This is a genomic window from Sphingomonas sp. (assembly GCF_036388215.1).
Lineage (GTDB): Bacteria > Pseudomonadota > Alphaproteobacteria > Sphingomonadales > Sphingomonadaceae > Sphingomonas.
Genome location: NZ_DASVSH010000016.1, coordinates 39,110 through 64,085 on the forward strand (window position 1 = coordinate 39,110; position 24,976 = coordinate 64,085).

Sequence of the window (24,976 nt, forward strand, 5' to 3'; positions counted from 1 at the left end):
GTCCGGGCACTCGAACCCGCGACTGCGCCCGGCCCCGCCGCCCGCCTATGACGATTTCGTGCCCGATCCCGAGGGGCCGGAGTGGGGCGCCTAGCTGGCAGGGCCTGTTCTGCGCACTTGTGAAGTGATAGCCTCTCGCCTGAAGAGGACCAGAAACCATGCCCATTGCTCTATTTGCGGCCGCCATTCTGCTCGTTACGGGATCAGCACCTAACCAGGATGTTCCCACTGCGAAGCCGACTCCTTCGCCCGCACCAAGCGCAAACCCGTGCGCAAGAGACGCGCGAGGCGTTATGACGCTGGGCCAGTTCAATGCATGCGCGGAAGCTGAGGCAGGTGAAGAAATCGACCCGGCAGCGGTGACTCGTGCCGTGATCGATATGGGCATTCCCAAAGCTCGATGCGTGCGCTCGAACCAGCTTTATACGGCCGACAAGAAATATGCAGGGTGCGTCTCGCGATAAGCACCGAGGCGCAAATCTAGTTGGATGATCAGCGCCCGCACCGCATTCTCCGACATCGGGCGATGAGCGTGGCGATCGTTCGGGAAGAGGAACGGCAGATGCCCGGTCAGCGGGCGCACGGCCTCGATCACCTCGACCGCCTGCCGCGATAGCGGTACGATATGCTCAAAGGTGACATCGTCCTTCAGCTTGAGCGCGAGCTTCATCGTGCCGGGCGGGACGCGCCAGATCGGCTCCGGCCCGTCGAGCCCCTCCAATTCACTCCATCGGCAATGCCGCTGCACGGCCGAGCGCACGGCGGTCAGGGCGATCAGGCGATTCGCGAGCTTCGTGATCGGGCTCGCGCGTTCGGCCTCCACGTCCGCGATCAACTGGCGGCACTCGGCCAGATCGGTCAGGGCGGGCTGTTTGCCCGCCTTGGGCTTCGGCTTGAGCAGCGACTTCACGACGGCAGCGGGGTCACCAGTCCTCATACCCCCAGCCGCGGCATAGGCGAATACCCCGCTCGCGCGCTGGCGCAGGCGGTGCGCCGTCTCGATCGCACCGCGCTTCTCGACCTTGCGCAGCGCATCGAGCAACAGCGCCTCGGTCACGTCCTTGACCGGCATCGCGCCGATCGCGGGGAAGAGGTCGGCCTCCATGCTGTCGATCACGTTGCCGGCATGCACCGCGCTCCAGCGGGGCTTGTTCAACTCGAACCACGCCCGGGCGCACGCCTCAAAGGTGTTTGAAGATCCGAGCGTCCGGGCAGCTGCGGCCTGCTTCTTCTCGACGGCTGGGTCGCGCCCTTCGCGCAGCGCAGCCTTGGCGCGCTCGCGTTCGTCGCGGGCCTTGATCAGCGAGACATCGGGATAAGCGCCGAAGGTCAGCAGCTTCTCTTTGCCACCGAAGCGATATTTCATGCGCCACGATCGGTTGCCCGTCGTCGACACCAGTAGGAACAATCCCCCGGAGTCGGCGAGCTTATAGGGCTTGTCCGCCTTCTTCGCGTTCTTCGCCTGGACATCGGTGAGCATCGTACCCCCTTGGGGGTATCCTGCCCCCTCTCGCTGAACTTACCCCCTGCGATACCCCCGAGAGGGGCTGGCAAGGGCCGGATAATGCCGGACAGAGCGGGACCGTTGGAAGGTCGCGCCCCGAGAGCGTTCTTAGCGTATGTGGGAAACTACCGGAAGATGCCGGAAGAACAAATGGTGGACAGGGCTGGATTCGAACCAGCGTACGCTTGCACGGGCAGATTTACAGTCTGCTGCCTTTAACCACTCGGCCACCTGTCCATTGGGGCGCCTTTGGCGAGCGCGGTCCATTGCCGGGCCGGGCGCGCACTGTCAACGCCTTGCGCAGCCCCGCCGCGGCGCATAGCGTCGCCTCATCCCATTCCAAGCAGCGAGACCCCCATGCGCGCCCTTGTGACGCTTTTGACCGCAGCCGCCCTTGCTGCCCCCGCCCCGCTTGCCGGGCAAACCGCGCCGACGGCCACTGCCCGGATTATCGAGGAGGGCACCGCCAATTCCGAAGTGATGCGGATCGCGCAATATCTCACCGACGTGATCGGCCCGCGACTGACCAATTCGCCGGGGATGCGCCGCGCCGAGGCGTGGACGGCGGCGAAGTTCCGCGAATGGGGACTGACCGAGGTCCATAAGGAAGGTTTCGAATTCGGCCGGGGGTGGGAATCGCTCGGCGCTTCCGCGCGCATGATCGAGCCGCGCGCGATCCAGCTCACCATCGCCCCGATCACCTGGACGCCCGCCACCGAAGGCACGCTGCGCGCCGGCGTGGTCGTGGCGCCGCTTCCCGACGAAGCCTCTTTTGCCCGCTGGAAGGGCAAGCTGAGGGGCAAGATCGTCTTCATCTCCGATCCCTCCGCGCCTAAGGACCTGGACGAGCCCCCGTTCCGCCGCTGGACGGATCCGGAGCTCGCCAAGGCTGACACCTTCGATTTCTCCCCGAGCACGCCGCCGGCATATGGCGCGCGATCGCGGCTGACGCGCGCGCGCGATGCATTCCTCCAGCAGGAAGGCGCAGTCGCTTACGCCACCATGTCGAGCCGACCGGGCAAGATCGTGCACGGATCGGGGTCGCGCTTCGGGGTGGGGGATTCATCGCCGCTGCCGGGCTTCGAGATCGCGCAGGAGGATTATCGTCGCATCGCCCGTCTGACCTCGATGGGCGCGGCGCCGGTCGTCGAGTTCGCCAGTGCGGTGCGCTTCGACGACAGCGACACCCAGGGCTATAACATCATCGCCGATATCGCGGGCGCCGATCCGCGCAGCGGCTATGTGATGGCGGGGGCGCATCTCGACAGTTGGGCCGCCGGCGACGGCGCGGCGGACAACGCGGCTGGCTCGGCGATGGTGATGGAAGCCGCGCGGATCATCAAGGCGAGCGGCATCAAGACCAGGCGCACGATCCGCTTCGCGCTCTGGTCCGGCGAGGAGCAGGGCCTTTTCGGCTCGCAAAACTATGCGCAGCGCCATCTTGCCAGCCGGCCCGCTGATCCGGGCCTCACCGGCGCGGCAGCCGCTTATGGATGGGCGACGGGCTGGCCGATCACGGCGCTTCCCGGACACGCGCAGCTTTCCGCCTATTTCAACCTGGACAACGGTTCGGGCCGGATTCGCGGGATCAACGCGCAGAAGAACCCCGCGGTGGTGCCGATCTTCCGCGAATGGCTGGCGCCGTTCCGCTCGATGGGGGCGGAAACGGTGGCGATCCGCAAGACCGGCGGCACCGATCATGTCTATTTCGATGCGATTGGCGTGCCGGCCTTCCAGTTCATCCAGGACCCGCTCGATTATGGCAGCCTGCGGCACCACACCAATCTTGACACATTCGATGCGCTCAAGGCCGAGGACATGCGCCAGGGCGCGATCATCCTGGCCGCATTCCTGATCAACGCCGCGAACAGCGAGAAGCCGCTGCCGCGCGTGCCGCTTCCGACCAAGCCGGTCGAGGGCGAATATTATCGCTATTCCGCGCCCCAGGGAGGCAAATAATGGCCAAGAAGGGACATCGGCCGAGCAAGGCCGCTCCATCACGCCCGCGTTTCTATGGCCGGCATGCCGTGCTGGCGGCGCTCGCGAACCCCGAGCGCATGGTGCGCAAATTATGGGTGACGCGCGAAGCGATGGCGGGGCTGGACGTGCCCTCTACGCTGCCCGTCACCTTTGCCGACGCCGCCGATCTCGCGCGGCTGGTGCCCGGTGACGCGCCGCACCAGGGCATGGTCGCAGAAGTCGATGCGCTCGAGGATATCTGGCTGGGCGACCTGATCGCGCAGGGCGAAGGCGACCGCCGGCCGCTGGTGGTGCTCGATCAGGTAACCGATCCGCACAATGTGGGGGCGATCCTGCGCTCGGCTGCGGCGTTCGACGCTTTGGGGATCGTGACTCAGGACCGGCACGCGCCGCCCGAATCGGGCACGGTTGCACGCTCCGCGGCGGGCACGCTGGAAGTCGTCCCTTGGGTGCGCGTGGTCAATCTGGCGCGTGCGCTCGACGAGATCGCCGAGGCCGGCTTCTGGCGGATCGGGCTGAGCGGCCACGCCGACAAGACGCTGGGCGAAACGCTGGGCGGCGAACGCATCGCGCTGGTGCTCGGCGCCGAGGGCGAAGGCATGCGCCAGAATACCGAGGCGCATTGCGATCAGCTCGCCAAGCTGCCGATTAGCGACAAGGTCGAGAGCCTGAACGTATCGAACGCGGCGGCGATCGCGCTGTATGCGGTGGCGACCCGCGGCTGAGCCCGGGAAGCGGCGCCAGCTGAACAGACTCTCAGTCCTCGTCGGCGATCGTCACGCGCAGGCCGTCCAGCGCATCGGTAAACGGAATCTGGCAAGACAGGCGCGAGCGGCTGTCGCGATCGGCGGAGCTTTCGAGCAGGTCGTTCTCGTCTTCGCTCATCGGCGGAAGTTTGGCCGCAAATTCCGGATCGACATGCACATGGCATGTCGCGCAACTGCAACAGCCCCCGCACAAAGCGAGCAGTTCGTCGAAACCGTTTTCGCGGATCACTTCCATCACGGAGAGCCCCGCGCCGCCGGTTACTTCGCGTTCTTCCCCATCGCGCGTGACGACGATAAGCTTGGGCACATGCATTCTCCTAGGGTTGCGGCGTCCATGCCGCCATCCTCGTCACCTTTCAAGGACACGACCGATGGGTTTGAGCGCAAAGCAGCTAAAGGATTCGCTCGACGCCCTCGCCCGGATCGAGCCGGCGATCGCCGCGGGGATCGCGCGCGCGGGCTATCCCGAGCCGCGGCGGCGCGATCGCGGCTATGAGACGCTGCTGCGCACGATCATCGGGCAACAGGTGAGCGTCGCCGCCGCCGCCTCGATCTGGAAGAAACTGGAGGCGGGCGTGGGCGACCTGACGAACCCCGCAAAAGTCGCTGCCGCTTCGGACGAGACGCTGCGCGCCGCCGGCCTTTCGCGCCAGAAAGCGAGCTATGCGCGCAGCTTGGCCGAGGAAGTGACCAGCGGCACATTGGACCTGGAGAATTTACCCGCCGACGACGAGGAAGCGATCACGCAGCTCGTCAAGGTCAAGGGGATCGGGCGCTGGTCGGCCGAGATATACTTGCTCTTCGCGGAGGGCCGGCCGGACATATGGCCCGCGGGCGACCTTGCGGTGCAGATCGAGATCGGGCGGCTGCTGGGCCATGCCGAGCGCCCCAGCGAGAAGGCGATCCGCGAGATCGCGGAGGCCTGGCGGCCGCATCGCGGCGCGGCGGCGATCTTCGCATGGCACCATTACAAGGTGGATATGGAGGTCGTTTAAGACGAACTCGCGGCAACGCCTACTTCTTAGGCGTCCACCACAGCCGCTCCCCGAGCGTCGGCCGGCGCGCCCGCTTCCAATCCTTCAGCCACTCGTCGCCATGGCCCTGTTCATCATTGTCCTCGACCGATCCGTTGAAGTCACGGTTGCCGCAGTAGCGACAGACCTTGGCGTCGCTTTTAATGATCTCGGCGCATTCGGGGCAGGCTTTCCCACCCGCGGAGGGTTCGGACTTCGGACTCGATTTCCCATTGTCGCGATGGAAAAGGAAAGCACCGATCAAGGCGATGACGCCTGATATGATAAGGTAGTTTTGCTGATCCCTCATCAAACCGAGGTTGTTGACGCGGCCAAGCGCGGTGGGAACGCTGGTTTCCATTCCAAGTGCCAGGACAGCGCCTGCGCCACCGATGGCGAGCAGCCATTTTCCGGGGTTATTTACAGGACGGCTGTTACTCATGGCTCAGTGCGCCCAGCCCCACCGCGATCGCGCCCAGCGGCCCCGCCATCCCGCCAAGCCCCGGCGGACCCAGGCGGCTATCGAGTTCGGCGCAATAGGGAGCGAGCGAGCCGTAGCCGCCGATGCTCTCGACCAGGCAAGCCCGGATGCGGGGAAAGAGGTGCTCGCGCGCGGCGATCACGCCGCCGCCGATCGAAATCCGCTCGGGCGCGGCCGTGACGACGAGATTGTGGAGCATCCCCGCCAGATCGTGGACGAACAGCTCCCATTCCGGGCCATGATCGGGCAAGTCCTGTCCTGGGCGCCCGAAGCGGGCGGCGAGCGCGGGGCCTGCGATTAGCCCCTCGACGCAATCGCCGTGAAAGCGGCACCAGCCGGCAAAGCCGTCCCCCGGTGCGCGCGCTATGCGCATATGGCCGGCTTCGCCGTGGGCCACGCCCAGCACCGGCTGTCCGCCGGCGATCAGTCCGACCCCCACGCCGGTGCCGATCGTGATATAGGCATGGCTGGCCAGGCCCTGCGCCGCCCCCCAGCGCCCCTCGGCCAGCGCCGCGCCGACCACATCGGTCTGTATCGCGAGCGGTTTGGCATAACGCTCGGCAAGGCGTTGGGTGAGATCGGTTCCCTCCCATCCCGCCTTGGTGGTGGCGGTGATAGAGCCGAAGGCCGGGCTGGCCGGGTTCAGATCGAGCGGGCCAAAGCTGGCGATGCCCAGCGCATCGAAGGTCCAGCCGTCAAGCACTGCCTCCAGCGCGCCCAGCGTTCCCTCCGGACTGGTGGTCGGCACCGTCTCGCGCGCTCGGACATCGCCGGGCCCGGCGGCCAGTATCGCGACGCATTTGGTGCCGCCCAGTTCGAGGCCGGCGATCAGCGGAAGGCTTGCCATGCGGCCCGGCTAGCACGGCCCCCGATCGAACGCGACCGTCAGCGAGGCGGCGAACGGCCCGTTCTTGTGCAGCCGCCCCGCCCGGCCCGGAACGCGCCGCAAATTCTGGTGCTTGAGCAGCGGCTTGAGCATCAGGTGCAGCGTCGCGCGGTTGATGTGCAGCCCGAAGCATTGATGCAGCCCGTGGCCGAAATGGATATAGTCGCTGGCGGGCCGGTGCGGATCGAACCGCTTGGGATCGGAAACGCGGCGCGGGTCCATCATGGCGGAGGCGAACGCCGCGAGCATGGTGGACCCGGCCTTGAGCGTCCGCTCATGCCGCGTGCCCCTTGCAAGCGTCCAGTCCGCCAGCACGTTGCGTGGCAGCCCCCGCGAGCGGATCGAAACGCATCGCCTCGGTCACGTATCGCCAGCAGCATCGTCGTCCGCGCGCGCGGCGGCTTGGGCTCCGGCGAGCGCCTCTGGGCGTCGCAACAATTGCTCCAGCGCTTGCGGCACCACCATTGGCGGCTGGGGCGGCCCGCCGACGATGAATCCCGTCAAAGCCGTGCGCATCGCATCGGTGTCGTGGCGATATTGCGGGGTATCCCCCATGCCGAGGAAGAAGGGCTGGCCGCCCATGATCACGTCGAGCCTGGGCTTGTAGGGCACGCAGAACGCCCCATCGGTAGCGAAGACTTCGCGCAGGTCGTCGTAACGCGAGGTCAGATAGATGCCGCCCAGCCTGGTGATCGGGCTGAACCGCCGCAGGAACGTGAAGACATAGGGCATGCCCGCAAACTGCCCGCTGGATCGGTCTTACCACCGGTGCCAGTCGCACCGCCCGTGCCGCCGGTCCCACTGCCTGAGCCGCCGCACCGTCCGTGCCGCCGCTGGTCTCGCCGCCTGTGCCGCCACCAGTCGCACCGCCTGCGTCCTCGGGAGCAGTGCCTACACTGGTAGACTGCGAGCCGCCCCCGTTCCGACTGGGCCTAATTCATCGTTCTCCTTCAGTGCCATGATCTGCGCTCCAATTAGGTTGCCCGCGCTCATCAATCTTCATTCTTCCCGGAAGCTCTTGCTCAGCGCATCGCTGAACGGCGCCATCAGATAATCCATCAGCGTCCGGTTCTTCGTTTTTATGTTGACGGTGGCCGGAATGCCCGGCTGCAGTTCGACACCGGCACGGCGCACCGCATCGGGATCGTCCAGGACGACTTGGGCGCGATAATATCCCGGCTGGCCGCCTTCCTGACCGACCCGCGCCGGCGAAAGCGTGACTACCCTGCCGGCAAACGCACTCTGGCCATGCGGATTGACGCTCGAAAAGCGCACTGTGGCCGGAGTCCCGATCCGCACGTCATCGATGTCCTCGGGCTTTACTTGCGTCTCGATGATCATCGCGCGGCCATTCGGCACGATCTCCATCAGCGTGCGCCCGCCGCTTATCACTGTTCCCGGGCCGATCTGCGCGACCCCGGCGACGCGGCCCGCTACCGGGGCGCGCATGAGATCGAGATCGGCATAATATTTGGACATGTCGAGCTGCGGGTTGACCTGTGCCAGTTGATCCTGGACGCTGCGCAGTTCCGAGACGAGCGCCATTTGCTGGCCGTCATTGGTCTTGCGCAGCGAAAGCTCCGCCTGTGTCACCGCGGCTTGCCCGCTCAGCGTATCGGCGAGCAACTGTGCTTCGGTGCGTTCGAGCGAGCGGACCGTCGTCTTGCGCGCGAAGCCCTTGGCGTAGAGCTTGCGATAATCGGCGAGCTCCTCACGGATGAGCTGCAACTGGTGGGCGGACGCCGCCGCCCGCGCGCGCGCGGCATCGAGCTGAGTCCCGGAAATGCCGCGGTCCGCCCCGAGCACCGCGCGATGCTTGTCGAACAGCGCGCGCTGCGCGGCCATCGCATCACGGGCCGTCGGGTCGCTCCAACGCTGCGCCAGGTCGCTCGGGAACAGCAGGATGTCCTTGCCGTCGCGCTCGGCGATCAGCCGCGCTTCGGCGGCGCGCAATGCGTCGCGCTTGGCCTGTGCCTGAGTAAGCTGGGCGCCCGAGCGCACGCCGTTGAGGCGGACGAGCGGCTGGCCCGCGGTGACCGCCTGTCCTTCGCGAACGAGTATTTCCGCCACGATGCCGGAAGATACGGGCTGGATCACGAGCTTCGCCCCGCTGACCGAAACCTCGCCGGTCGCGATGGCGGCGCCGGAAATCGGCACGAGCAGCGCGAACAGCAGGAAAACGCCGAAGAACAGGCCCGCGCCGATGAGCCCGACCCGGATCGCACGGCCGGCATCGTCAAGCGGACGCACGTCAAGCCGGCGCATCCGCCGCTCGATGAGCCGACGGGGAAGCGGCAACGCCGCGCCATTGCCGGCGCCGCCGAACCCGGGAAATTCGATTTTCATGATTCAGCAGCCTCCGCGATAGGCTCGCTCGCGATCGAACGGACGATGTCGGTGCGCACCTTGCGGAAGACCCGCGCGCGCGGCCCATCGAGCTGAAGTTCGCCGTTATTGAGCACGATGACCCGATCCACATGCGCGATCGGATTGAGCCGATGCGCGATCAGCACGATCGTCGAGCCCTCGGCCTTCAGCGTCTCGAGCGCGGCGGCCAGCGCTTCTTCGCCGTCGGCATCAAGATGCGCGTTGGGCTCGTCCAGGACGAGGAGCCGCGGGCTGCCGAACATGGCGCGTGCCAGGCCGATCCGCTGGCGCTGCCCTCCCGACAGGCCAGAGCCGCCGGCCTTGATTTCGGTCTCATAGCCCTCGGCCAAGGAGAGGATCATGTCATGGACGTTCGCGCGCTGCGCCGCCTTGACGACTTCCTCGTCGGGCGCATCGGTAAAGCGCGCGATATTGTCGCGAATCGTGCCCGGGAAGAGCCCCACGGTCTGAGAGAGATAGCCGACATAGCGGGACAGATTCTCGGCGGTCCAATGCCGCCCCTCGACGCCGCCCAGCAATACCTTGCCCTGTGTCGGATCCGTCGCGGTGACGAGCAGGCGCGCGAGGCAGGACTTGCCGGCGCCCGAGGGTCCGACAATGCCGATGGCCTCGCCCGCGATGATTTCCAGATTGATCTTGTCGAGCGACGGCCGCGCCGCGCCCGGAGGCGTATAGCTCATGTCGCGAATCGAGATATCGACGTCGCGATCGGGCAACTTCATTCGGCTGGCCGGCGGCGGCGAGGCCTTGAGCGCGCTCTGCACGCGGCGTCCTGCCTGGATCGCGTTGGCGATCGCGCGCCAGCCCGACACCGCCACTTCGAGCGGCGCCAGCGCGCGGCCGAGCAGCATGTTGGCGGCGAAGATGCTCGCGGCGAGGATCGATCCCTGGATCACCAGATAGCCGCCGATGCCGATCATCGCGCTTTGCAACACCAGGCGCAGGAAGCGTATCGAGGATGCGAAGTCGGCGTTGCGGTCGCTGCCCTCCGCCTGGCGGCGCATCATCGTGTCGCGATCCACGTGCCAGCGCACTGCCAGCCGATCGGCCATGCCCATCCCGCGCACCGGCCCCGAATAGCGCGCCACGCTATCCGTAAAGGCATAGGAGCGGTTGGCCGCTTCGGTTGCGATCCGGGAGCTTTCGCGGGTTGCCCGATCATTGAAGAAAGCAAGCGCGAGCAAGGCCGTGGCGCCGGCGACCGCCACGCCGCCCAGCAGCGGATGGATCAGGAACAGCACGAGCAGGAATAGCGGCATCCAGGGAACGTCGAAGAAGAACTGGGCGCCCTGCCCCGCCAGCGCGGAGCGGAATTGATCCAGATCCCGCAGCGTCTGTGCGTTGCGCGAGCCGATGTTGGCCTTGGGTGCACCGTCGATCGTCGCCTGGAACACCCGGTGCGCCAGGATGCGATCGAGCCGAGCCGCGGCACGGATCAGGATGCGCGCGCGCACCGCATCGAACACCGCCATCGTGACCAGCGCGAGAAGCAATGCAAAGCTGAGGCCCACCAGCGTGGCGGTGCTCCCGCTTGGAATCACGCGATTATATACCTGAACAAGGTAGATGGGCGACGCGAGAAACAGCAGGTTGACGCCCCCGCTGAACAACCCCGCGATGATCAGCAACCGCTTGCACTGGACCAGCGCGGAAGCGAATTCGTCGCCTTGCGTGAGTTCGGCCGAGCGCAGTGCGCTGTCGAGCGCGATAACCTCGGCGGTGGCTTCGCTGACGCGTTCGTGCGCGGCCTGGGCTTCGCTGGGCTTGAGCGGCTCGTTGGGGATCATGTGGCTTTTCTCACAGGCCTAGCGGGTTGTCGTCGAGCGGATGGCCCAGCGGGCCGCTATCCTCCTGGCCCACGCCAAGCAGTGGTTCGGGGGCGTCCTCGCCCACCAGCGCGTCGAGGATGCCAAGGCCGGGATCCCCGGCGGCATCGGGCATTGGCGGATCGACGGGCCTGAAATCGAACACGTCGGAAACCGAGACCAGATTGACGAGGGTGGCGACTCCCCCCAGCGGATCGCTTCCCCCCAGCCCGTCGAGCGTGTCGTCCACGGCGCCGGTTGCAGCGATCAGGCCATCGGCAACGCCGGTGATTGGCGGTGGAGCGCCCGTGACCAAGCCGGCAGGCTCGGCGAGATCGTCGAGCAGCGAGGCCGCGGTGCCGATCACCACGTCCTGGGGTGCGGCGGCCAGCGCGTCTTGCACGGTCTCGATGGGAGTATCGACCAAGCCTTCCGCGGTGGTGGTGATCGGCGATAGCGCACTGGTAGCCGAGCCGGCCGGCTCGACGAGATCGTTGAGCAGCGCCGTGGCGGCGCCGGTCACCGCGTCCAGGGATGTCGCGCCGGGCGCGCCGTCCACAGCGCCGTTTGACGCCGGGCTGGAGGAGCCCGCGCCGGCGCTCGCAGGGTTCGGAGAGCCTGGGTCGAAGGCCACGGGGCTCCATCCGGAATGCACGGGTGACGCCACTTCGCCCAGGCTGCCCTGTACGGGACTGAAGTCGGCGGTCTGCGGTGCGATCAGGAAAGATTGTGGGGCGAGTGAGATGGCGCTGGATTGCGCCTCCCCTTCGGAAGGCGCCGCGATTGCAGGAGCAGCCCCGGAAGCCGGAGCGGATTCCCCAATGGGCGCAGGGGGGGCTGCATTGATAGCGGCGGCGTCGGGAGCCTGGGAGACAGGCGCCTCATCGCGCGCGCCATGCACCGAAAAACGCGGGTCGCCTTGAGAGCCGAACAGGCTGAAATCGCCCGTGGATGAACCCAGCAGGCGATTATCGGGATTGAGGAGGATAGGATCGGCCATGCATCGTCCTCTTCCCCCCGGAAATGAAACGATAGCGGGCCGGAATTACCCGGCCCGCCACCGATGAGCAGTTATTCGCTCTCGGAATCGCTGCTGGACGACGACATCGAGTCGGTCACGCCGCTGAGCAGGCCGTCGGTGTTATTGTCGAGGCTGACGCTGTTGTCGCTGGAGTCATACGACATATTGCCGTCCTCATCCGTCTCCGAGCTCTCGTTGCTCGAACTGGCGTCGAGACCAAGCACGTTGGTCAGCGAGCCTTCGCCTTCCGAATTGTTGGAACTGGTCGAATCGCTCGAATTCGAGCTGTCGTTAAAGATATCGCTAAGACGGGCCATGGTACTTCTCCTAACTCAGTTATTGTGGATGCACTCGTCGGAGCACGGAGATAAAACCAACGCGGCAGGTCGCGCGTTCCCCGCCTAATGGACCCAAAATGCTCACTTGGACTGAGCGGCGTGCCGCTGAAAATTTGGTTTCGGCCGCGAAATTTTCCAGAAAAACTGGCGGATAGCGTCCACTTCGAACGCGACAGGCCTCGCGATCATTTCGGGCTTGCCATGATATTTCGGGGTACGCTTTTGCAAGTTTGGCGTGGGTTAATTTTGTTCGAGGTGCTTGCCGTGACTTCCCTCCGCAGGCGCTGTTCCTGGCGAAATCAACGATTTGCGAAAGGCGCTCGGGTCGATTCCGAACTTCAACCGGAATGCGCGCGAAAAATGACCCGGGTTCGCAAAGCCTATTCGCGCGGACACTTCCTTGATCGGCAGATCGGTCGAGCGCAGCAATTCTGCAGCATGGTCCATCCTGGCTTGCGCAACAAAGCGCATCGGATTGGCCCCAGTGAACCGGGCGAAATGCCGGATAAAGGTCGCACGGCTCATGCGCACCAGATCGGCGAGCGATCCGATGCTGTGCGGCGCGCCGGGATCGGTCAGCACCGCCGACACCGCCCGGCTGACGCGCGTGCTGCCGCCCTTGACGTCCGGATTCAAATCACGGGCCGCATAAACCAGGCCGAGCTTCATAAGCGCCGACAATAGCGGAATCGTGCCCAGCGCCGGCGTGTCGAGTTCGCCCGCAAGCGCAGCAGCGAGCGCCGCGGCGCCAGGCGCCCGTGAGAAGTCGTGGGCCAGGGGCTCATCGATCTCCGCGAGCCCGAGCGCAGCTGCCGCGCGCGGGCTTACGCGGCCGATCATCACCCGGGCATCCGGACGGCGCGAGCGGGCCGCCGAGGCTCGCGCGCCAGTCATCCGAATGGCGCGGCCCGCGGGCAGCAGGAGCGCGACGCCGCACGGCAAAGTGATCGGCGCGCCGCCATCTACCTGGGCATGCACGTCGCCCTCGATCACGCAATGAAAGGTCATCCGGTCGCCACCCTCGGCGACGAAGGGCCGCCCTGCGCGCAGATCGCACTGGGCTAGGCCATCGACGGCGCCATCGAGCGTGCCCGGCAGCGCCGTAACGCCTTGCACGGCTATGCCGCTTCCCAGTTGGGCAGGCGTTGAGATCATTCTATCTCCCTTTTGGGAGATGCGAACTCCCTTTTGGGAGATGCGAACGAGCGACGCGCGGTAAGGATGCTTGCGGGTCCGGTACGGAGCTAAGCGGCGATCCCTTCCAGCGCCTCGCTCGCCTCCAGCCACGCCGCCTCGGCCGCTTCGATCTTTGCCTCCAGCTCGGCGCGGCGCTTCATGAGATCGGTCATCGCCAATTTGGCCAGAGAGGCGTCGGCGGTGGAGGGGTCGAACATCGCGCGATCGACTGCGCTGCGCTGGTCATTGAGCCTGGCAAGCTCCGCCTCCGCGCTCTTCGCGGCCCTGCGCAGCTCGGTCCCCTTTTCACGCGCCTCGGCGGCGGCGCGGCGGGCTTCCTTCTTGTCCGCCTTGGAAAGCTTCGGCCCCGCGCCTTCCTTTGAAAGTACGAAGGCGATGTAATCGTCGAGCGACCCCTCGAACTCCTTGGCGGTGCCGCTGTCGACCAGGACCAGCCGGTCCGCGGTCATCTCGATCATGTGGCGGTCGTGGCTGACGATCACGACCGCGCCCGAATAATCGTTGAGCGCCTGGATCAGCGCCTCGCGCGCATCCACGTCCAGATGGTTCGTGGGCTCGTCGAGGATCAGCATGTGCGGCGCGTCGCGCGTGATCAGCGCCAGCGCGAGGCGCGCTTTTTCGCCACCTGAGAGCTTGCCGACCTCAGTCGTCGCCTTTTGCGCCTGGAAGCCGAAGCGGCCGAGCTGCGCACGCACCGCCGACTGGCTGGCGCCCTTCATCAGCGCAGTCATGTGCTGCAGCGGAGTCTCGTCGCGGGTTAGCTCCTCGACCTGATACTGCGTGAAATATCCGACGCGCATCTTGCCCGAGGCGTTCATCGCGCCTTCCATCGGCGCGAGTTGCGCCGCGAGCAGCCGCGCCAGCGTGGTCTTGCCGTTGCCGTTGCGGCCCAGCAGCGCGATCCGGTCGTCGGGATCGAGGCGCAGGTTGAGCTTCTTGAGGATCGGCTTGTCGCCATAGCCGACGCTCGCATAATCGAGCGTGATCAGCGGCGGGCGCAGCTCGTCCGGGTTCGGGAAGTCGAAGGTCAGCGAGGGATCGTCGATCAGCTCGGCAATCGGCTGCATCTTGGCCAGCGCCTTGGCGCGCGACTGCGCCTGCTTGGCGGTGGAGGCGCGCGCCGAGTTCTTCGCGATATATTCCTGGAGGTGCTCCCGCTGCGCCTGCTGCTTGGCCCGCGCCGAGGCGATCTGCGCCTGGCGCTCGGCGCGCTGCCGCTCGAACGCATCATATCCGCCGGGATAAAGCGTCAGCTTGCCCTGCCCCAGATGCAGCGTGTGATCGACGACATTGTTGAGGAAGTCGCGCTCGTGGCTGACGAGCAGGATCGTCGCGGGATAGGACTTCAGAAAGTCTTCAAGCCACAGCACGGCTTCGAGATCGAGATGGTTCGAAGGCTCGTCGAGCAGCAGCAGGTCCGGCTGCGAGAAAAGCAGGCTGGCCAGCGCCACGCGCATCCGCCACCCGCCTGAAAAGCTCTCCAGCGGCTGGTGCTGCGCGTCCTCGTCAAAGCCCAGGCCCACCAGGATCTGCGCCGCGCGGCTTGGCGCTGTATAGGCGTCGATCGCCATCAGCCGGTCATGCACTTCGCCTAGCCGATCGGGATCGTGGCTGGTCTCGCTCTCGGCCATCAGCGCCGCGCGTTCGGTGTCCGCGGCGAGCACCGTCTCGAAGGGCGTGGCGTCCCCGCCGGGCGCTTCCTGCGCGATATAGCCCAGCCGCGCGCCTCGCGGCATGTCCATGCTGCCGGTATCGGGCTCGAGCTGGCCGGCGATCACCTTGACCAGCGTAGTCTTGCCCGCGCCATTGCGCCCGATCAGCCCGATCCGCCCGCGCGGCGGCAGCTTGGCGGTCGCGCCGTCCAGGATCGTGCGCCCGCCGAGGCGCACCGTGATGTCGGTCAGGTTGAGCATGGCGCGCGCCTAGCACTGCGCTGCAGCAAACCCAAGAGCGCTCGGTACGCGGGTGGGCCCAAAAAAATGGGCCGCCCCCGAAGGGACGGCCCAACTCGGGCAGGATCGATCAGTATTGGAAGTTGAGACCGAAGGTAAAGGTGCGTCCGATCCGGGTTTCGAACAGCGTGTCCTGGCGGACGCTGTCGATGTAGAGCGTGTTGCGCGCGTCGGTCAGGTTCTGCCCTTCGAGTATCAGCTTGATTTTGTCGGTCACGTTGAACGAGGCCGACGCATCAACGAAGGTGTTCGGGTGGTTCGCGCGAATATCGTTTCCGTTCGCGCCGATGATGGCCCGTGTATAACGATCACGATAGCTGGCCGTGGCGCGGATGCTGAACCGATCATCCTCATAATAGAGCGTGCCGCTGGCCGAATTCTTGGACAGATCAATCAGGTCCGACGTGAAGGTCGCGCCCGTGCCCAGGATATAGTCGATCTTGGAGGTGACGCGGGTGTAGTTCGCAAGCGCGCCGAAGTTAGAGAGGAAGCCCGGGAGGAAGCGGAACTGAACCTGGGCGTTGACTTCGAAGCCCTTCAGCGGACCGCCCGGCGTATTCAACGGCTGCCGGATCGTGAAGATCTCCGTCGGCGCCGTGTTGGTGCCGGCCAGCAGGGCGTCCGGAAGTCCGAGCTGGTTGAACGGAATCTGGTTCGACGCAGTCTGGATGAAGGTTTTGATGTCCTTGTAGAAATAGGCGACCGACAGCAGCGAGCCCGGCTGGAAATACCATTCCAGCGCAAGGTCGATGGTATCGGCCCTGATTGGATCAAGGAAGGGATTGTTGGTGCTGCCGGTGCGCGTCGTCGCGGTGATCGCGGCGGAGCTAGGGAAGAGCGGCCCGAATTCGGGCCGCGACATCACGCTCGCCGCGGAGAAGCGGGCAAGAAGGTTCGGCGTGGCTTCGAAAACCACATTCACCGAAGGGAGCCAGTCATCATAAGTCCGGTCCACCGGATTGGCAGTGGCGGTGACCCCGGTCGGGCTGCTGGCGAGTGCGCTCGTAAGATAGCCCACGGCGCGCTGATCGGTATGGACATAACGCACGCCGGCATCGCCGCGGATCGTGATCGGCAGTGAATCCGAAGTGTCGAAGTTCACCATCAGATAACCGCTTTTCACGCGCTCGCGGATCTGCGCGGTGCCTACGCCGCAGGCGGCGGTGGTGCAGAAATCGAAACCTTTGGGGAAATTGAAGGTCGTGCGCCATTTGTCCGGATCGATCGCGGCCCAACTTGCCGGCGCCCCCGTCCCGAAGATGTCATCGACTCCGGTGATCTGGCGCGTGATGCTGGCAAGCGTCGTGCCCGTGGGCAGTGCCTTGGTCACGTTCTGGCCGGTATATTGCGTGGCGCCGCGCGCCCGATAGTCGCTTTCGCGATACTGTCCGCCGACCTTGACCGTGAAGCCCTGGGTGACGTCCCAGTTGGTGTTGAGCTCGAAGGTCTTGTTGTCGGTCTTGTTGATCGAAGGCTTGCCCTGCGTGCTGAACCCGCCGAGGAAGGTCTGCCCGCCATCCGGGCTAGGCGCGTAGGCGAAATTGGCCGGGTTCGCGACGTCGAAGCCGAAGCCGATCTTGGGATTGTTGCCGCCCTCGCGGAAGTCGATCGTGAAATTGTCCACGTCGATCGCGTCGATGAAGGTCTGCAGGCGCTCCTTGCCGTCCCACAGCGAGCTCGAGATGCCGGCGAAGGCAGTGATCTCGAAGCTGTCCGAGAAACGGTGCTTGAAGTTCAGATTGGCCTGTTTGAAGGTCGAGACGAACGTATCGACCAGGCCCTCGGAGCGCACGTCCACCCCATCGAACAGGCCATAGACCAGCGATCCTTTCGAATCGAACTGGATGTCCTTCACCGACACCATCGGCTGGCCGTTGTTCGTAATGCTCCGCGCGAACGAAAGACCGGCGATGTAATTGTCGCGCCGCTCAACCTGGAAGCGGGAATAGAGCCCGTCGATCGAAATATCCGTATTCTCAGTGGGCTTCCATTGTAGGCTCAGTGTGCCGCCGAGCCGCTCGGTATCCTGCTCCGAATTCACATAACGCGGAATGCGCGGGAAGAAGGCGCCGCTGCCGGGCGTGCCGGGCGCGATCGGGCTGCGAAGCGCCATGATCGTGTTATAGGCCGCGACCGTGCCGGTGCGAGGATTGTTCGTGCTGCACATCGTGTCGGTCGCGCCCCTGGACGCATGCGTCACCGGCGAGGGACTGATCGGAGTAACGCCGATCGGCGTGCAGAAGGGCTGTGCAGCCGCTCCGGTGCCGAGCTGGTTGCCGCCAAGCGATGCGGACAGGATGTCGACCGCCGAATAGCCGGCCTCACGCATATGGCGCTTCTGGTAGGCGATCGAGCCCAGGATGCCGAAGGTGCCGTCGGCGAACTGCTTCGAAATGATCGCCGACGCACGCGGATCGAGCGACTTGCTGACTTCGTTGTAAACACCGCGCGCAGTCACGCTCAGTACGAAATCTTCCTTATAGTCGAGCGGATGCGGGGCCTTGAGATCGACCGTGGCGCCGAGCGAACCTTCCTCGACATCCGCGGACGGCGTCTTGCGCACGGCCAGCGACGAGAAGATTTCGGACGGAAATACGTTGAAGTCGAAGCTGCGGCCCGAATTGCCCGCGCCGTAGATATCCGACGAGCCGGTCTGCGAGGTGCCCTCCATACCGTTGATGCGGACCCGAGTGAAGCCTGCGCCAAGGCCGCGAACCGAAATGTTGCGGCCCTCACCGCCGTCGCCGCGCGAGAGCGACACGCCAGGGATACGCTGCATCGATTCAGCCAGGTTGCTGTCGGGGAACTTGCCGATATCCTCAGCCACGATCGAATCCACCGCGGCGGTTTCGTTCTTCTTCAGGTTGAGCGCGCTGTTCAGCGAAGCGCGGAAGCCGGTGACGACGATCGCGCCATCTTCCTCGGCTGCCGCGTCCTGCGGAGCGGGATCGCTCTGCGCCAGCGCCGGAGCGCTCCACAGCAATGCCGCCGCCAGGGCAGCGCCGGAGACGCCGAACCGGCGACTCGAAATCGCTCGCGAATGCAATTCACCCTTCATGATGTTCCCCTCCATGTGCCGCCGGCGCCGTTACGCCGCGCGGTATCCCATTTATTGCTTCACGGTCTCATATTACTGCGGATTTGTCATATAATCTATTTAAAAATGATAGCGGTGTCATTTTGGGACCGCTCATCTGGTGAATGCATCGTCACGGACCCATCCGCCTCAGCGGCAGGCGGCGCTTCCGATAGGAGTCTCGCGCGTCAGGTCGGGCCGCTCGGCGAGCACCTTTTCGGCAACCGGAAGCCGCAACCCCTTCAGTTCCCTGGCGACGATCTCAGCCATCGCCCGCGCTCCCAATTCGCTGAAATGGGTGTCGTCGGCGATCCCCTTGGGAAAGGCCTTCACGCCCTCGTTCGCGCTGTAATGGAGAAAATAGCGCTTCGCGCCCTCTTCACCCGCCCGCTCGACGAGCGCGCGCGATCGCGCCTCCAGATCGATCAGTGGCGTATTGGTGGAAACGACGAGCTCGCGCATGACCTGGCTGTATTCGGCGAAATCCGCCTTGGCGCGCTTGTCTTCGAACGACCGCCGCGCCGGGGGCGTGACGAGCACCGGGAACAGCCCCCGCCCCTTGGCTTCCCAGATCATCCGCAGCAAATTGTCGCGATAGGCGGTGTGCGCCGGCGCGTAGCGCTCCGGGCGCGAATGGCTAGCGTCGTTATGGCCGAACTGGATAAGCACGACATCGCCGGGCCGCGCATCCGCGATCAGCGTGTCCCACCGGCCTTCGCTGATGAACGTCCGCGTGCTGCGTCCGCCCACCGCGCGATTGATCACCTCGATGTCCGGCGCCAGTCCGCATTTGAGCATCATGCCCCAGCCGAGCTGCGGATATTTCGAGGCATCGTAATTGGCCGCGGTGGAATCGCTCGCGATGAAGATGCGCGGTTGGGGCGCAGCCTGCAGCATGAGCGCAAGCCCCGCCGCGAATGCAGTAAGGCCGCTCACAGCGCCGGCTCCGATTTCCACACCGAAAATGCCATCGTCAGCTTCCTCCCAGGCGGCGCGTGCGCGGCGCCTTCATGTCCGGGCTCCAGCCCAGATCGCAACTGATCCGCCTGGCCGTGCCGCTCACCGCCGAGCTGAGCTCGTCCATCCGCCCGTCGCCCATATATTGCGCGGCGCTCGACACGCTGATTGCGGCGACGATCTTGCCCGATACGTTGCGGATGGGGGCCGCCACGCAGCGGATCAGATCCTCATTCTCCTCCAGATCGAAGGCATGGCCCGACTGCGAATAGCCCCGCATGCGATCGAACCAGACTTCGCGGTCCGCCTTGGGCGCGCCATGCGCCTGGTCGGCCTGAAACAGCCTGTTCCACTCCGCTTCGCTTGAATCGATCAGCAGCGCCTTGCCCAGGCCAGTGGAAGTGAGGGGCTGGCGGTCGCCGATCCGGCTGGAGATTTCCACGCGGCGGCGACCTGAAATCTTGTCGAGATACAGCGCCCAATCACCGTCGAGCCGGCCGAGATGGACCGTATCCTCGGTGGTCGCGGCGAGTTCCTCCATTCGGGGGCGGGCGATCTGGACGATATCGGCCTGGCTCTGCGCGAGGAAGCCGAGCTGGATGAGCTTGGGGCCAAGCTGATAGCCGTCACGCGGAAGATAGGTCAAAAAACCGCGGTCGATCAGCGCGTTCGCCAGTCGGTGCGTGGTTGAGCGAGTCAGCTGCATCCGCTCCGAAAGTTCGGCGAGCTTGACCGGGCCTTCGACTGCCTTGTCGAGAAGATCGAGCCCGCGCAGCAGCGTCTGGCTTCCTGCAACCTTGGGCGCCTTCTTTCCCGGCTTTTCCGCTTCCATGACCGCCGATTTGCCTCTCATTTATCAATGGGTCGCCGCCCGTATCATATATTGACGAATTGCGAGCGAGCATTTTCACATTGTCGGCAGAAGGCTCCAAATAAACGCAAGTCGCCCGAGCACCGATCCACGTGCTCAGGGCAGGGATTTCAGTCTGGCGGTCGCGGGCTTCAGGCCCGGTGCGGTGGCGCTGACGATCATCGTCCCCGCCTCGCCCGAACCGCGAACGAAGGCGACCGCGCGCCCGCCCGCCACCGCGCGTGTCGGTGACGAGAAAAGCGTGTGATCGCTCACGCTGCCATTGTCGAACGCGGCGAGCTTGCCCGGTCCGCTTATCGTCACGGTCACCGCGTGCGCCGCGGACGGCACCAGCACGCCCCGCGCATCGACGATCTCGACGCGAACCGCGACCACATCGTCGAACCCGGAGCCCACCCCCGGGGCCTCCGCGATCAGGCGCACCGCGGCGGGCGCGCCCGCGGTCCGCAACACATCCTCGCCAACCTTGCGCCCGGCGGTGTAGCCGATCGCGCGCAGCTCGCCGGGGGCGAAATCGACTGTCCACTTGATCGCGCTGTCATCCTTGTTGCGCGGCTTGCGGCCCAGCGAGCGGCCGTTGAGCAGCAGCTCGACTTCCTCCGCGTTCGAAACCACTTCGACCGACTCGGGGTGCGCCGCGAGATTGCCGGGCGTCCAATCGCCGAGCACGCCCGGCCCTCTTGGCTGCGGCACGGCGATTCCCACCATCGTCGGCATTTCGCTTACGTCGATCACTTCGGTCACGCGGCGGCCGAGCTTGACCACCGGCTTGGTCGACCACCAGCTTGCCCGCTCCCATCCGATCGGCTTCACGCCGTCGACGCGATCCACCAGGCCAGACGGGTTGCTTATCGCAGGCCAGCCGGCGCGGTCCGCTTCGCCGAGATAATCGACGCCCGTCCACAGGAACATGCCGGCATATGCAGGGTTGTCGCGGATCGCGAGCCAGTTGCTGCGGTTCTTGCCGTTCTCGGTGCCCACGATCTTGCGGCTGGGCTTGTCGGCATGCGCCTTGGCAAGCTCGTTCTCGCGATAATTCTGGCCGACCACGTCGAGCATGTCGGCCAGCCCGTTCTGATAGTCGCCCGTCGTGTTGGGCCGGAACAGCGCCATCGTCACCGGACGAGTCGGATCCTCGTCGTGGAAGATCTTGATCAGCCGCGCGGCGATCGACTTGGCGACCAGCGGATAAGGCGTGTCGTGGATTTCGTTGCCGATCGACCAGATCACCACGCTCGGGTGGTTGCGGTCGCGCCGCACGAAATCGCGCGCGTCGATCGACGACCAGTCGGTGAAGAACAGGTGATAGTCGTGCGGGTTCTTCGAGACGGTCCACATGTCGAACGCCTCGTTCATCACCACGATGCCGAGCCGGTCGCACAGATCGAGGAATTCGGGAGAGAAGGGATGATGCGCGGTGCGGATCGCATTGACCCCGAGCGCCTTCAGTCCTTTCAGCCGCCGCTCATACATCGCGAGCGGCACCGCCATGCCGAACGGTCCGCCATCCGCGTGGATGGCCGTGCCCTTCAGCTTGATGTTGCGCCCGTTGAGCCAGAAGCCCGTCGCCGCTTCGAAACGGGCGTCGCGAATGCCGAAGGGCACGCGCTCTTCATACAGCAAGCCGCCGTCCGCGCCGCGCACCCTGACCAGCGCCACATGCATCGCGGGATCGTCAATGTCCCAGCGCTTCGGGTTGGCCAGGCTGCCCGAAGCGGCGAGCGGTGTGGCCCGCCCCGCCGCGAGTTCCTGCGTTTCACCGGTGAAGCTGGCGATCTGCCGGCCGTCGGGGCCCTGGATCACGGCCTCGAGCCGCGCCTGCACCGGCACGGCGGAACGGTTCATCACGCTGCTGCCCACGGTCAGGTCCGCCCCGCTGTCGGTAAGCTTCATGGTGCGCACCGTGGTGCCCCAGCTCTCGCCATGGACATGGCCGGTCACGATCAGGCGCACGTGCCGATAGATGCCCGCGCCCGCATACCAGCGCGACGCGGGCTGCGCCGATGTGTCCGAGCGCACCGCGATCACATTCTCGCCCGCCTTCAGATGCGGGGTCAGCTCATAGCGGAAGCTGGAATAGCCATTGGGCCGGTGGCCGACATGCATGCCGTTGATCCACACGCCCGAGCGCTCCATCACCCCGTCGAACTCGACGAAGACACGCTTGCCCGCGGCATCCGCCGGCAGCGTGAAATGCTTGCGATACCAGGCGACTCCACTGGGCAGCCATCCGCCGGAGCCGGTCGCCTTGGCGTTGCGGTCGAACGGCCCTTCGATCGCCCAATCGTGCGGCAGCGACACAGCCTGCCAGCCGCTATCCGTGAACGCGGACTGCTCGGCCCCTTCGATCTCACCCTTTGAGAAACGCCAGCCCGAATCGAAGCTCTGCGTGCCGGCAGGCTGGCTTGCGGCGGGCAGCGCCACTAGGCTCGCGAATGTCGCCGTGAATGCGATGGCTGCTCTTAGCAGGATATGCCGTGCCCACATGCAATCTCTCCCAGGCGGCCGCGACTTTGTGTCTGCGATAATTCCGCAATGTAAACTCTAGTATCATTAAATGGGACGCGGTTGACAAGGGGGCTCGTGCAAGCCAGCAAGGACGCAGATAAATATGGAGAGGTAGTATGCGCGTAATTCGCCTGACAGGCTTTATCGCTTTGGGACTCACGCTGGCGCCGGTTGCCCTTGCGCAGCGCGCGCCGCAACTGGGCGGCAGGCAGATCGAACGGCTCGATCGCGGACTGGTCGCCGTGCCCGCGGCGGGCGGCGGCAATCACGTTTCCTGGCGCTTGCTGGGCGGCGATTCGCGCGGCACGCGCTTCACGCTCTATCGCGACGGCAAGCCGATCGCACGCATCGGCGGCGGCGAGGCCACCAGCGTGCTCGACCGTGAGGGCACCGCCACTTCGCGCTACGGCCTTGGCCGCCGCGGCGGCGTGACGACGTGGACGAACAGTTACCTGTCCATCCCGCTGGCGCCTCCTGCCGGCCGTACCACGCCCGATGGCGAGGCCTATAGCTATGCCGCCAACGACGCCTCGGTCGGCGATCTCGACGGCGACGGGCGCTACGAAGTGATCGTCAAATGGGCTCCGAACATTTCCAAGGACAATGCCTTTGGCGGCTATAGCGGCGAAACGCTGATCGACGCCTATACGATGGACGGCAAGATGCTGTGGCGCATCGACCTGGGGCGGAACATCCGCTCGGGCGCGCACTACACCCAGTTCATGGTCTATGATCTCGACGGCGACGGCCGCGCCGAAATCGCGATGAAGACATCGGACGGTACGATCGACGGCACGGGTCGGGCGATCGGCAACGCCAATGCCGATTGGCGCACCAAGGACGGATCGATCCCCTCGAAGGACCGAACCGGTTCCGAGACGCTTCCGGACGGCAGCTTCGTCGCCCGGACCAAGGGCCGCATCCTCGCGGGCCCCGAATTCCTCACCGTGTTCGACGGCCGCACCGGGCGCGCACTCGCCAGCGCGCCTTATGCCCCCGCGCGCCACCCCGAGACCGACTCGCCCACCCCGGAACAGCTCGCCGCCGTCTGGGGCGACGGTTACGGCAATCGCTCGGAGCGCTACCTCGCCGGTGTCGCTTATCTGGACGGGCGCCGGCCCAGCCTGGTCTTCGGCCGCGGCTATTATGCCCGCACCGGCATCGCCGCCTATGATTATCGCGGCGGCAAGCTCAGCCTCCGCTGGCTGTTCGACAGCGCCAAGCCGGGCAACGAGAAATTCGGCGGCAACGGCAATCACCAGCTCTCGATCGCCGATGTCGATGGCGACGGTAAGGACGAGATTTTCTACGGCTCGATGGTCGTGGACGACAATGGCAAGGGGCTATGGTCGTCCGGCCTCGGCCATGGCGATGCGATGCACGTCTCCGATCTCGATCCCAATCATCCCGGCCTTGAGAAGTTCGGCGCGCACGAAGTGATGCGCATGAGCGGCAATCGCGGCGCGGCGATGCTCGATGCGAGGACCGGCGCGATCCTCTGGTCCACTCCCGCCCAGCAGGACACCGGGCGCGGCGTCGCGATGGACATCGATCCGCGCCATCCCGGCGCCGAAGCCTGGGCATCGAACAGCCGCGAGCTTTACGATGTGAAGGGCAACGTCATCCCCGGCGGCCATCCCCGCTCGGCGAACTTCGCCATCTGGTGGGACGGCGACCGCCTCCGCGAGCCGCTGGACGGCAAGCGCATCAGCAAATGGGATTGGGAAAAGGGCAGCGAAACCGTGCTGCTCGATCCCGCCGGCGCCGCCTCGAACAACGGGTCGAAGCAGAACCCGGCGCTTTCCGCCGATATCCTGGGCGATTGGCGCGAGGAACTGATCGTGCGCAGCGAAGACAGCAAGGAATTGCGCATCTACACCACGCCCATCCCCACCCAGGAGCGCATCGTCACGCTGATGCACGATCCCGTCTATCGCCTGGCGGTGGCGTGGCAGAACACCGCGTACAACCAGCCGCCGCACACGTCGTACTATCTTGGGACGAAGTAGGCCCGCAGGTCAGGCTTGGGCTAGGTTGTATCGATATTCAAATGCCGCCCTTCTTTCCCTCTCCCCTTGATAGGGGAGAGGGTTACCGCAGCTTGGCAGCTTGCTGCCTAGCGGAGGTTGGGTGAGGGGTAGATCGGCGCAAAGCGCCGAGTGTCCGCAAGTGCGGCCACACCCCCTCACCCAGCTCCAACTAAGACCGCGCTGAAGAAGCGCGGCCTAAGTT

20 protein-coding genes and 1 tRNA gene are annotated in these 24,976 nt (G+C 65.5%); 4 read left to right on the forward strand and 17 right to left on the reverse strand.

The features are described from left to right. Window positions 1-421: 421 nt before the first annotated feature. Together VF617_RS06910 and VF617_RS06915 are read right to left on the reverse strand one after the other, a co-directional pair. Window positions 422-1,480: a tyrosine-type recombinase/integrase gene (locus VF617_RS06910; RefSeq protein ID WP_331014139.1), complete on the reverse strand. Its 1,059-nt coding sequence runs from the start codon at window positions 1,478-1,480 to the stop codon at window positions 422-424. 175 nt (window positions 1,481-1,655) lie between these two features. After that, a tRNA-Tyr gene (locus VF617_RS06915) sits at window positions 1,656-1,741 on the reverse strand. A 120-nt stretch (window positions 1,742-1,861) separates the two neighbouring features. On the opposite strand from VF617_RS06915, the gene VF617_RS06920 reads away from it, so the two are divergent. After that, window positions 1,862-3,463 carry a M20/M25/M40 family metallo-hydrolase gene (locus VF617_RS06920; protein ID WP_414713978.1) on the forward strand — a complete coding sequence of 534 codons (1,602 nt, stop codon included), beginning with the start codon at window positions 1,862-1,864 and terminating at the stop codon, window positions 3,461-3,463. Beyond that, on the forward strand, window positions 3,463-4,209 hold the full coding sequence (gene rlmB, locus VF617_RS06925; protein WP_331014141.1) for a 23S rRNA (guanosine(2251)-2'-O)-methyltransferase RlmB: 747 nt from the start codon (window positions 3,463-3,465) through the stop codon (window positions 4,207-4,209). The genes VF617_RS06920 and rlmB overlap by 1 nt, the downstream gene beginning before the upstream one ends. Before the next feature lie 31 nt (window positions 4,210-4,240). Here rlmB and VF617_RS06930 read toward each other — a convergent pair whose 3' ends face one another. Beyond that, entirely contained in the window at window positions 4,241-4,558 is a 318-nt protein-coding gene (locus VF617_RS06930) for a 2Fe-2S iron-sulfur cluster-binding protein (protein WP_331014142.1), read from the reverse strand. A 64-nt stretch (window positions 4,559-4,622) separates the two neighbouring features. Here VF617_RS06930 and VF617_RS06935 point away from each other — a divergent pair, with 64 nt between their 5' ends. Further along, entirely contained in the window at window positions 4,623-5,246 is a 624-nt protein-coding gene (locus tag VF617_RS06935) for a DNA-3-methyladenine glycosylase 2 family protein (protein ID WP_331014143.1), read from the forward strand. A 19-nt stretch (window positions 5,247-5,265) separates the two neighbouring features. On the opposite strand, the gene VF617_RS06940 is transcribed toward VF617_RS06935, so the two are convergent. The 14 genes from VF617_RS06940 to VF617_RS07005 all read right to left on the reverse strand — a co-directional run bounded on the left by VF617_RS06940 (window position 5,266) and on the right by VF617_RS07005 (window position 22,723). Then, window positions 5,266-5,706, reverse strand: coding sequence for a zinc ribbon domain-containing protein (locus tag VF617_RS06940; protein WP_331014144.1), 441 nt, complete (start codon window positions 5,704-5,706; stop codon window positions 5,266-5,268). Next, entirely contained in the window at window positions 5,699-6,592 is an 894-nt protein-coding gene (locus tag VF617_RS06945) for an ROK family protein (protein ID WP_331014145.1), read from the reverse strand. The genes VF617_RS06940 and VF617_RS06945 overlap by 8 nt, the downstream gene beginning before the upstream one ends. Window positions 6,593-6,601: 9 nt before the next feature. Next, a complete protein-coding gene (locus VF617_RS06950) occupies window positions 6,602-6,973 on the reverse strand; it encodes a cytochrome P450 (protein ID WP_331014321.1) in 372 nt (123 codons plus the stop codon). Between the two features lie 18 nt (window positions 6,974-6,991). Beyond that, entirely contained in the window at window positions 6,992-7,363 is a 372-nt protein-coding gene (locus tag VF617_RS06955) for a hypothetical protein (RefSeq protein ID WP_331014146.1), read from the reverse strand. A gap of 267 nt (window positions 7,364-7,630) precedes the next feature. After that, a complete protein-coding gene (locus VF617_RS06960; RefSeq protein ID WP_331014147.1) occupies window positions 7,631-8,977 on the reverse strand; it encodes an HlyD family type I secretion periplasmic adaptor subunit in 1,347 nt (448 codons plus the stop codon). Next, window positions 8,974-10,806: a type I secretion system permease/ATPase gene (locus VF617_RS06965; protein ID WP_331014148.1), complete on the reverse strand. Its 1,833-nt coding sequence runs from the start codon at window positions 10,804-10,806 to the stop codon at window positions 8,974-8,976. Before VF617_RS06965 ends, VF617_RS06960 begins: the two co-directional genes overlap by 4 nt. A 10-nt stretch (window positions 10,807-10,816) precedes the next feature. Continuing rightward, window positions 10,817-11,824, reverse strand: coding sequence for a hypothetical protein (locus VF617_RS06970; RefSeq protein WP_331014149.1), 1,008 nt, complete (start codon window positions 11,822-11,824; stop codon window positions 10,817-10,819). Window positions 11,825-11,895: 71 nt separating this feature from the next. After that, on the reverse strand, window positions 11,896-12,162 hold the full coding sequence (locus VF617_RS06975; RefSeq protein ID WP_331014150.1) for a hypothetical protein: 267 nt from the start codon (window positions 12,160-12,162) through the stop codon (window positions 11,896-11,898). A gap of 261 nt (window positions 12,163-12,423) precedes the next feature. Further along, complete coding sequence (locus VF617_RS06980; RefSeq protein WP_331014151.1) at window positions 12,424-13,338, reverse strand: AraC family transcriptional regulator; 915 nt, start codon at window positions 13,336-13,338, stop codon at window positions 12,424-12,426. 89 nt (window positions 13,339-13,427) lie between these two features. Further along, window positions 13,428-15,293, reverse strand: coding sequence for an ABC-F family ATP-binding cassette domain-containing protein (locus tag VF617_RS06985; RefSeq protein WP_331014152.1), 1,866 nt, complete (start codon window positions 15,291-15,293; stop codon window positions 13,428-13,430). A gap of 109 nt (window positions 15,294-15,402) precedes the next feature. After that, window positions 15,403-18,390, reverse strand: a complete 2,988-nt coding sequence (locus VF617_RS06990) for a TonB-dependent receptor (protein WP_331014153.1) — start codon at window positions 18,388-18,390, stop codon at window positions 15,403-15,405. Window positions 18,391-18,558: 168 nt separating this feature from the next. Next, window positions 18,559-19,344 (reverse strand): rhamnogalacturonan acetylesterase, encoded by a 786-nt coding sequence (locus tag VF617_RS06995; RefSeq protein ID WP_331014154.1) that lies wholly within the window; start codon window positions 19,342-19,344, stop codon window positions 18,559-18,561. Window positions 19,345-19,381: 37 nt separating this feature from the next. Next, on the reverse strand, window positions 19,382-20,197 hold the full coding sequence (locus tag VF617_RS07000) for an IclR family transcriptional regulator (RefSeq protein WP_331014155.1): 816 nt from the start codon (window positions 20,195-20,197) through the stop codon (window positions 19,382-19,384). Between the two features lie 135 nt (window positions 20,198-20,332). Further along, window positions 20,333-22,723 carry a glycoside hydrolase family 2 TIM barrel-domain containing protein gene (locus tag VF617_RS07005; RefSeq protein WP_331014156.1) on the reverse strand — a complete coding sequence of 797 codons (2,391 nt, stop codon included), beginning with the start codon at window positions 22,721-22,723 and terminating at the stop codon, window positions 20,333-20,335. A gap of 137 nt (window positions 22,724-22,860) precedes the next feature. Here VF617_RS07005 and VF617_RS07010 point away from each other — a divergent pair, with 137 nt between their 5' ends. Then, complete coding sequence (locus tag VF617_RS07010; protein ID WP_331014157.1) at window positions 22,861-24,753, forward strand: rhamnogalacturonan lyase; 1,893 nt, start codon at window positions 22,861-22,863, stop codon at window positions 24,751-24,753. Window positions 24,754-24,976 lie beyond the last annotated feature (223 nt).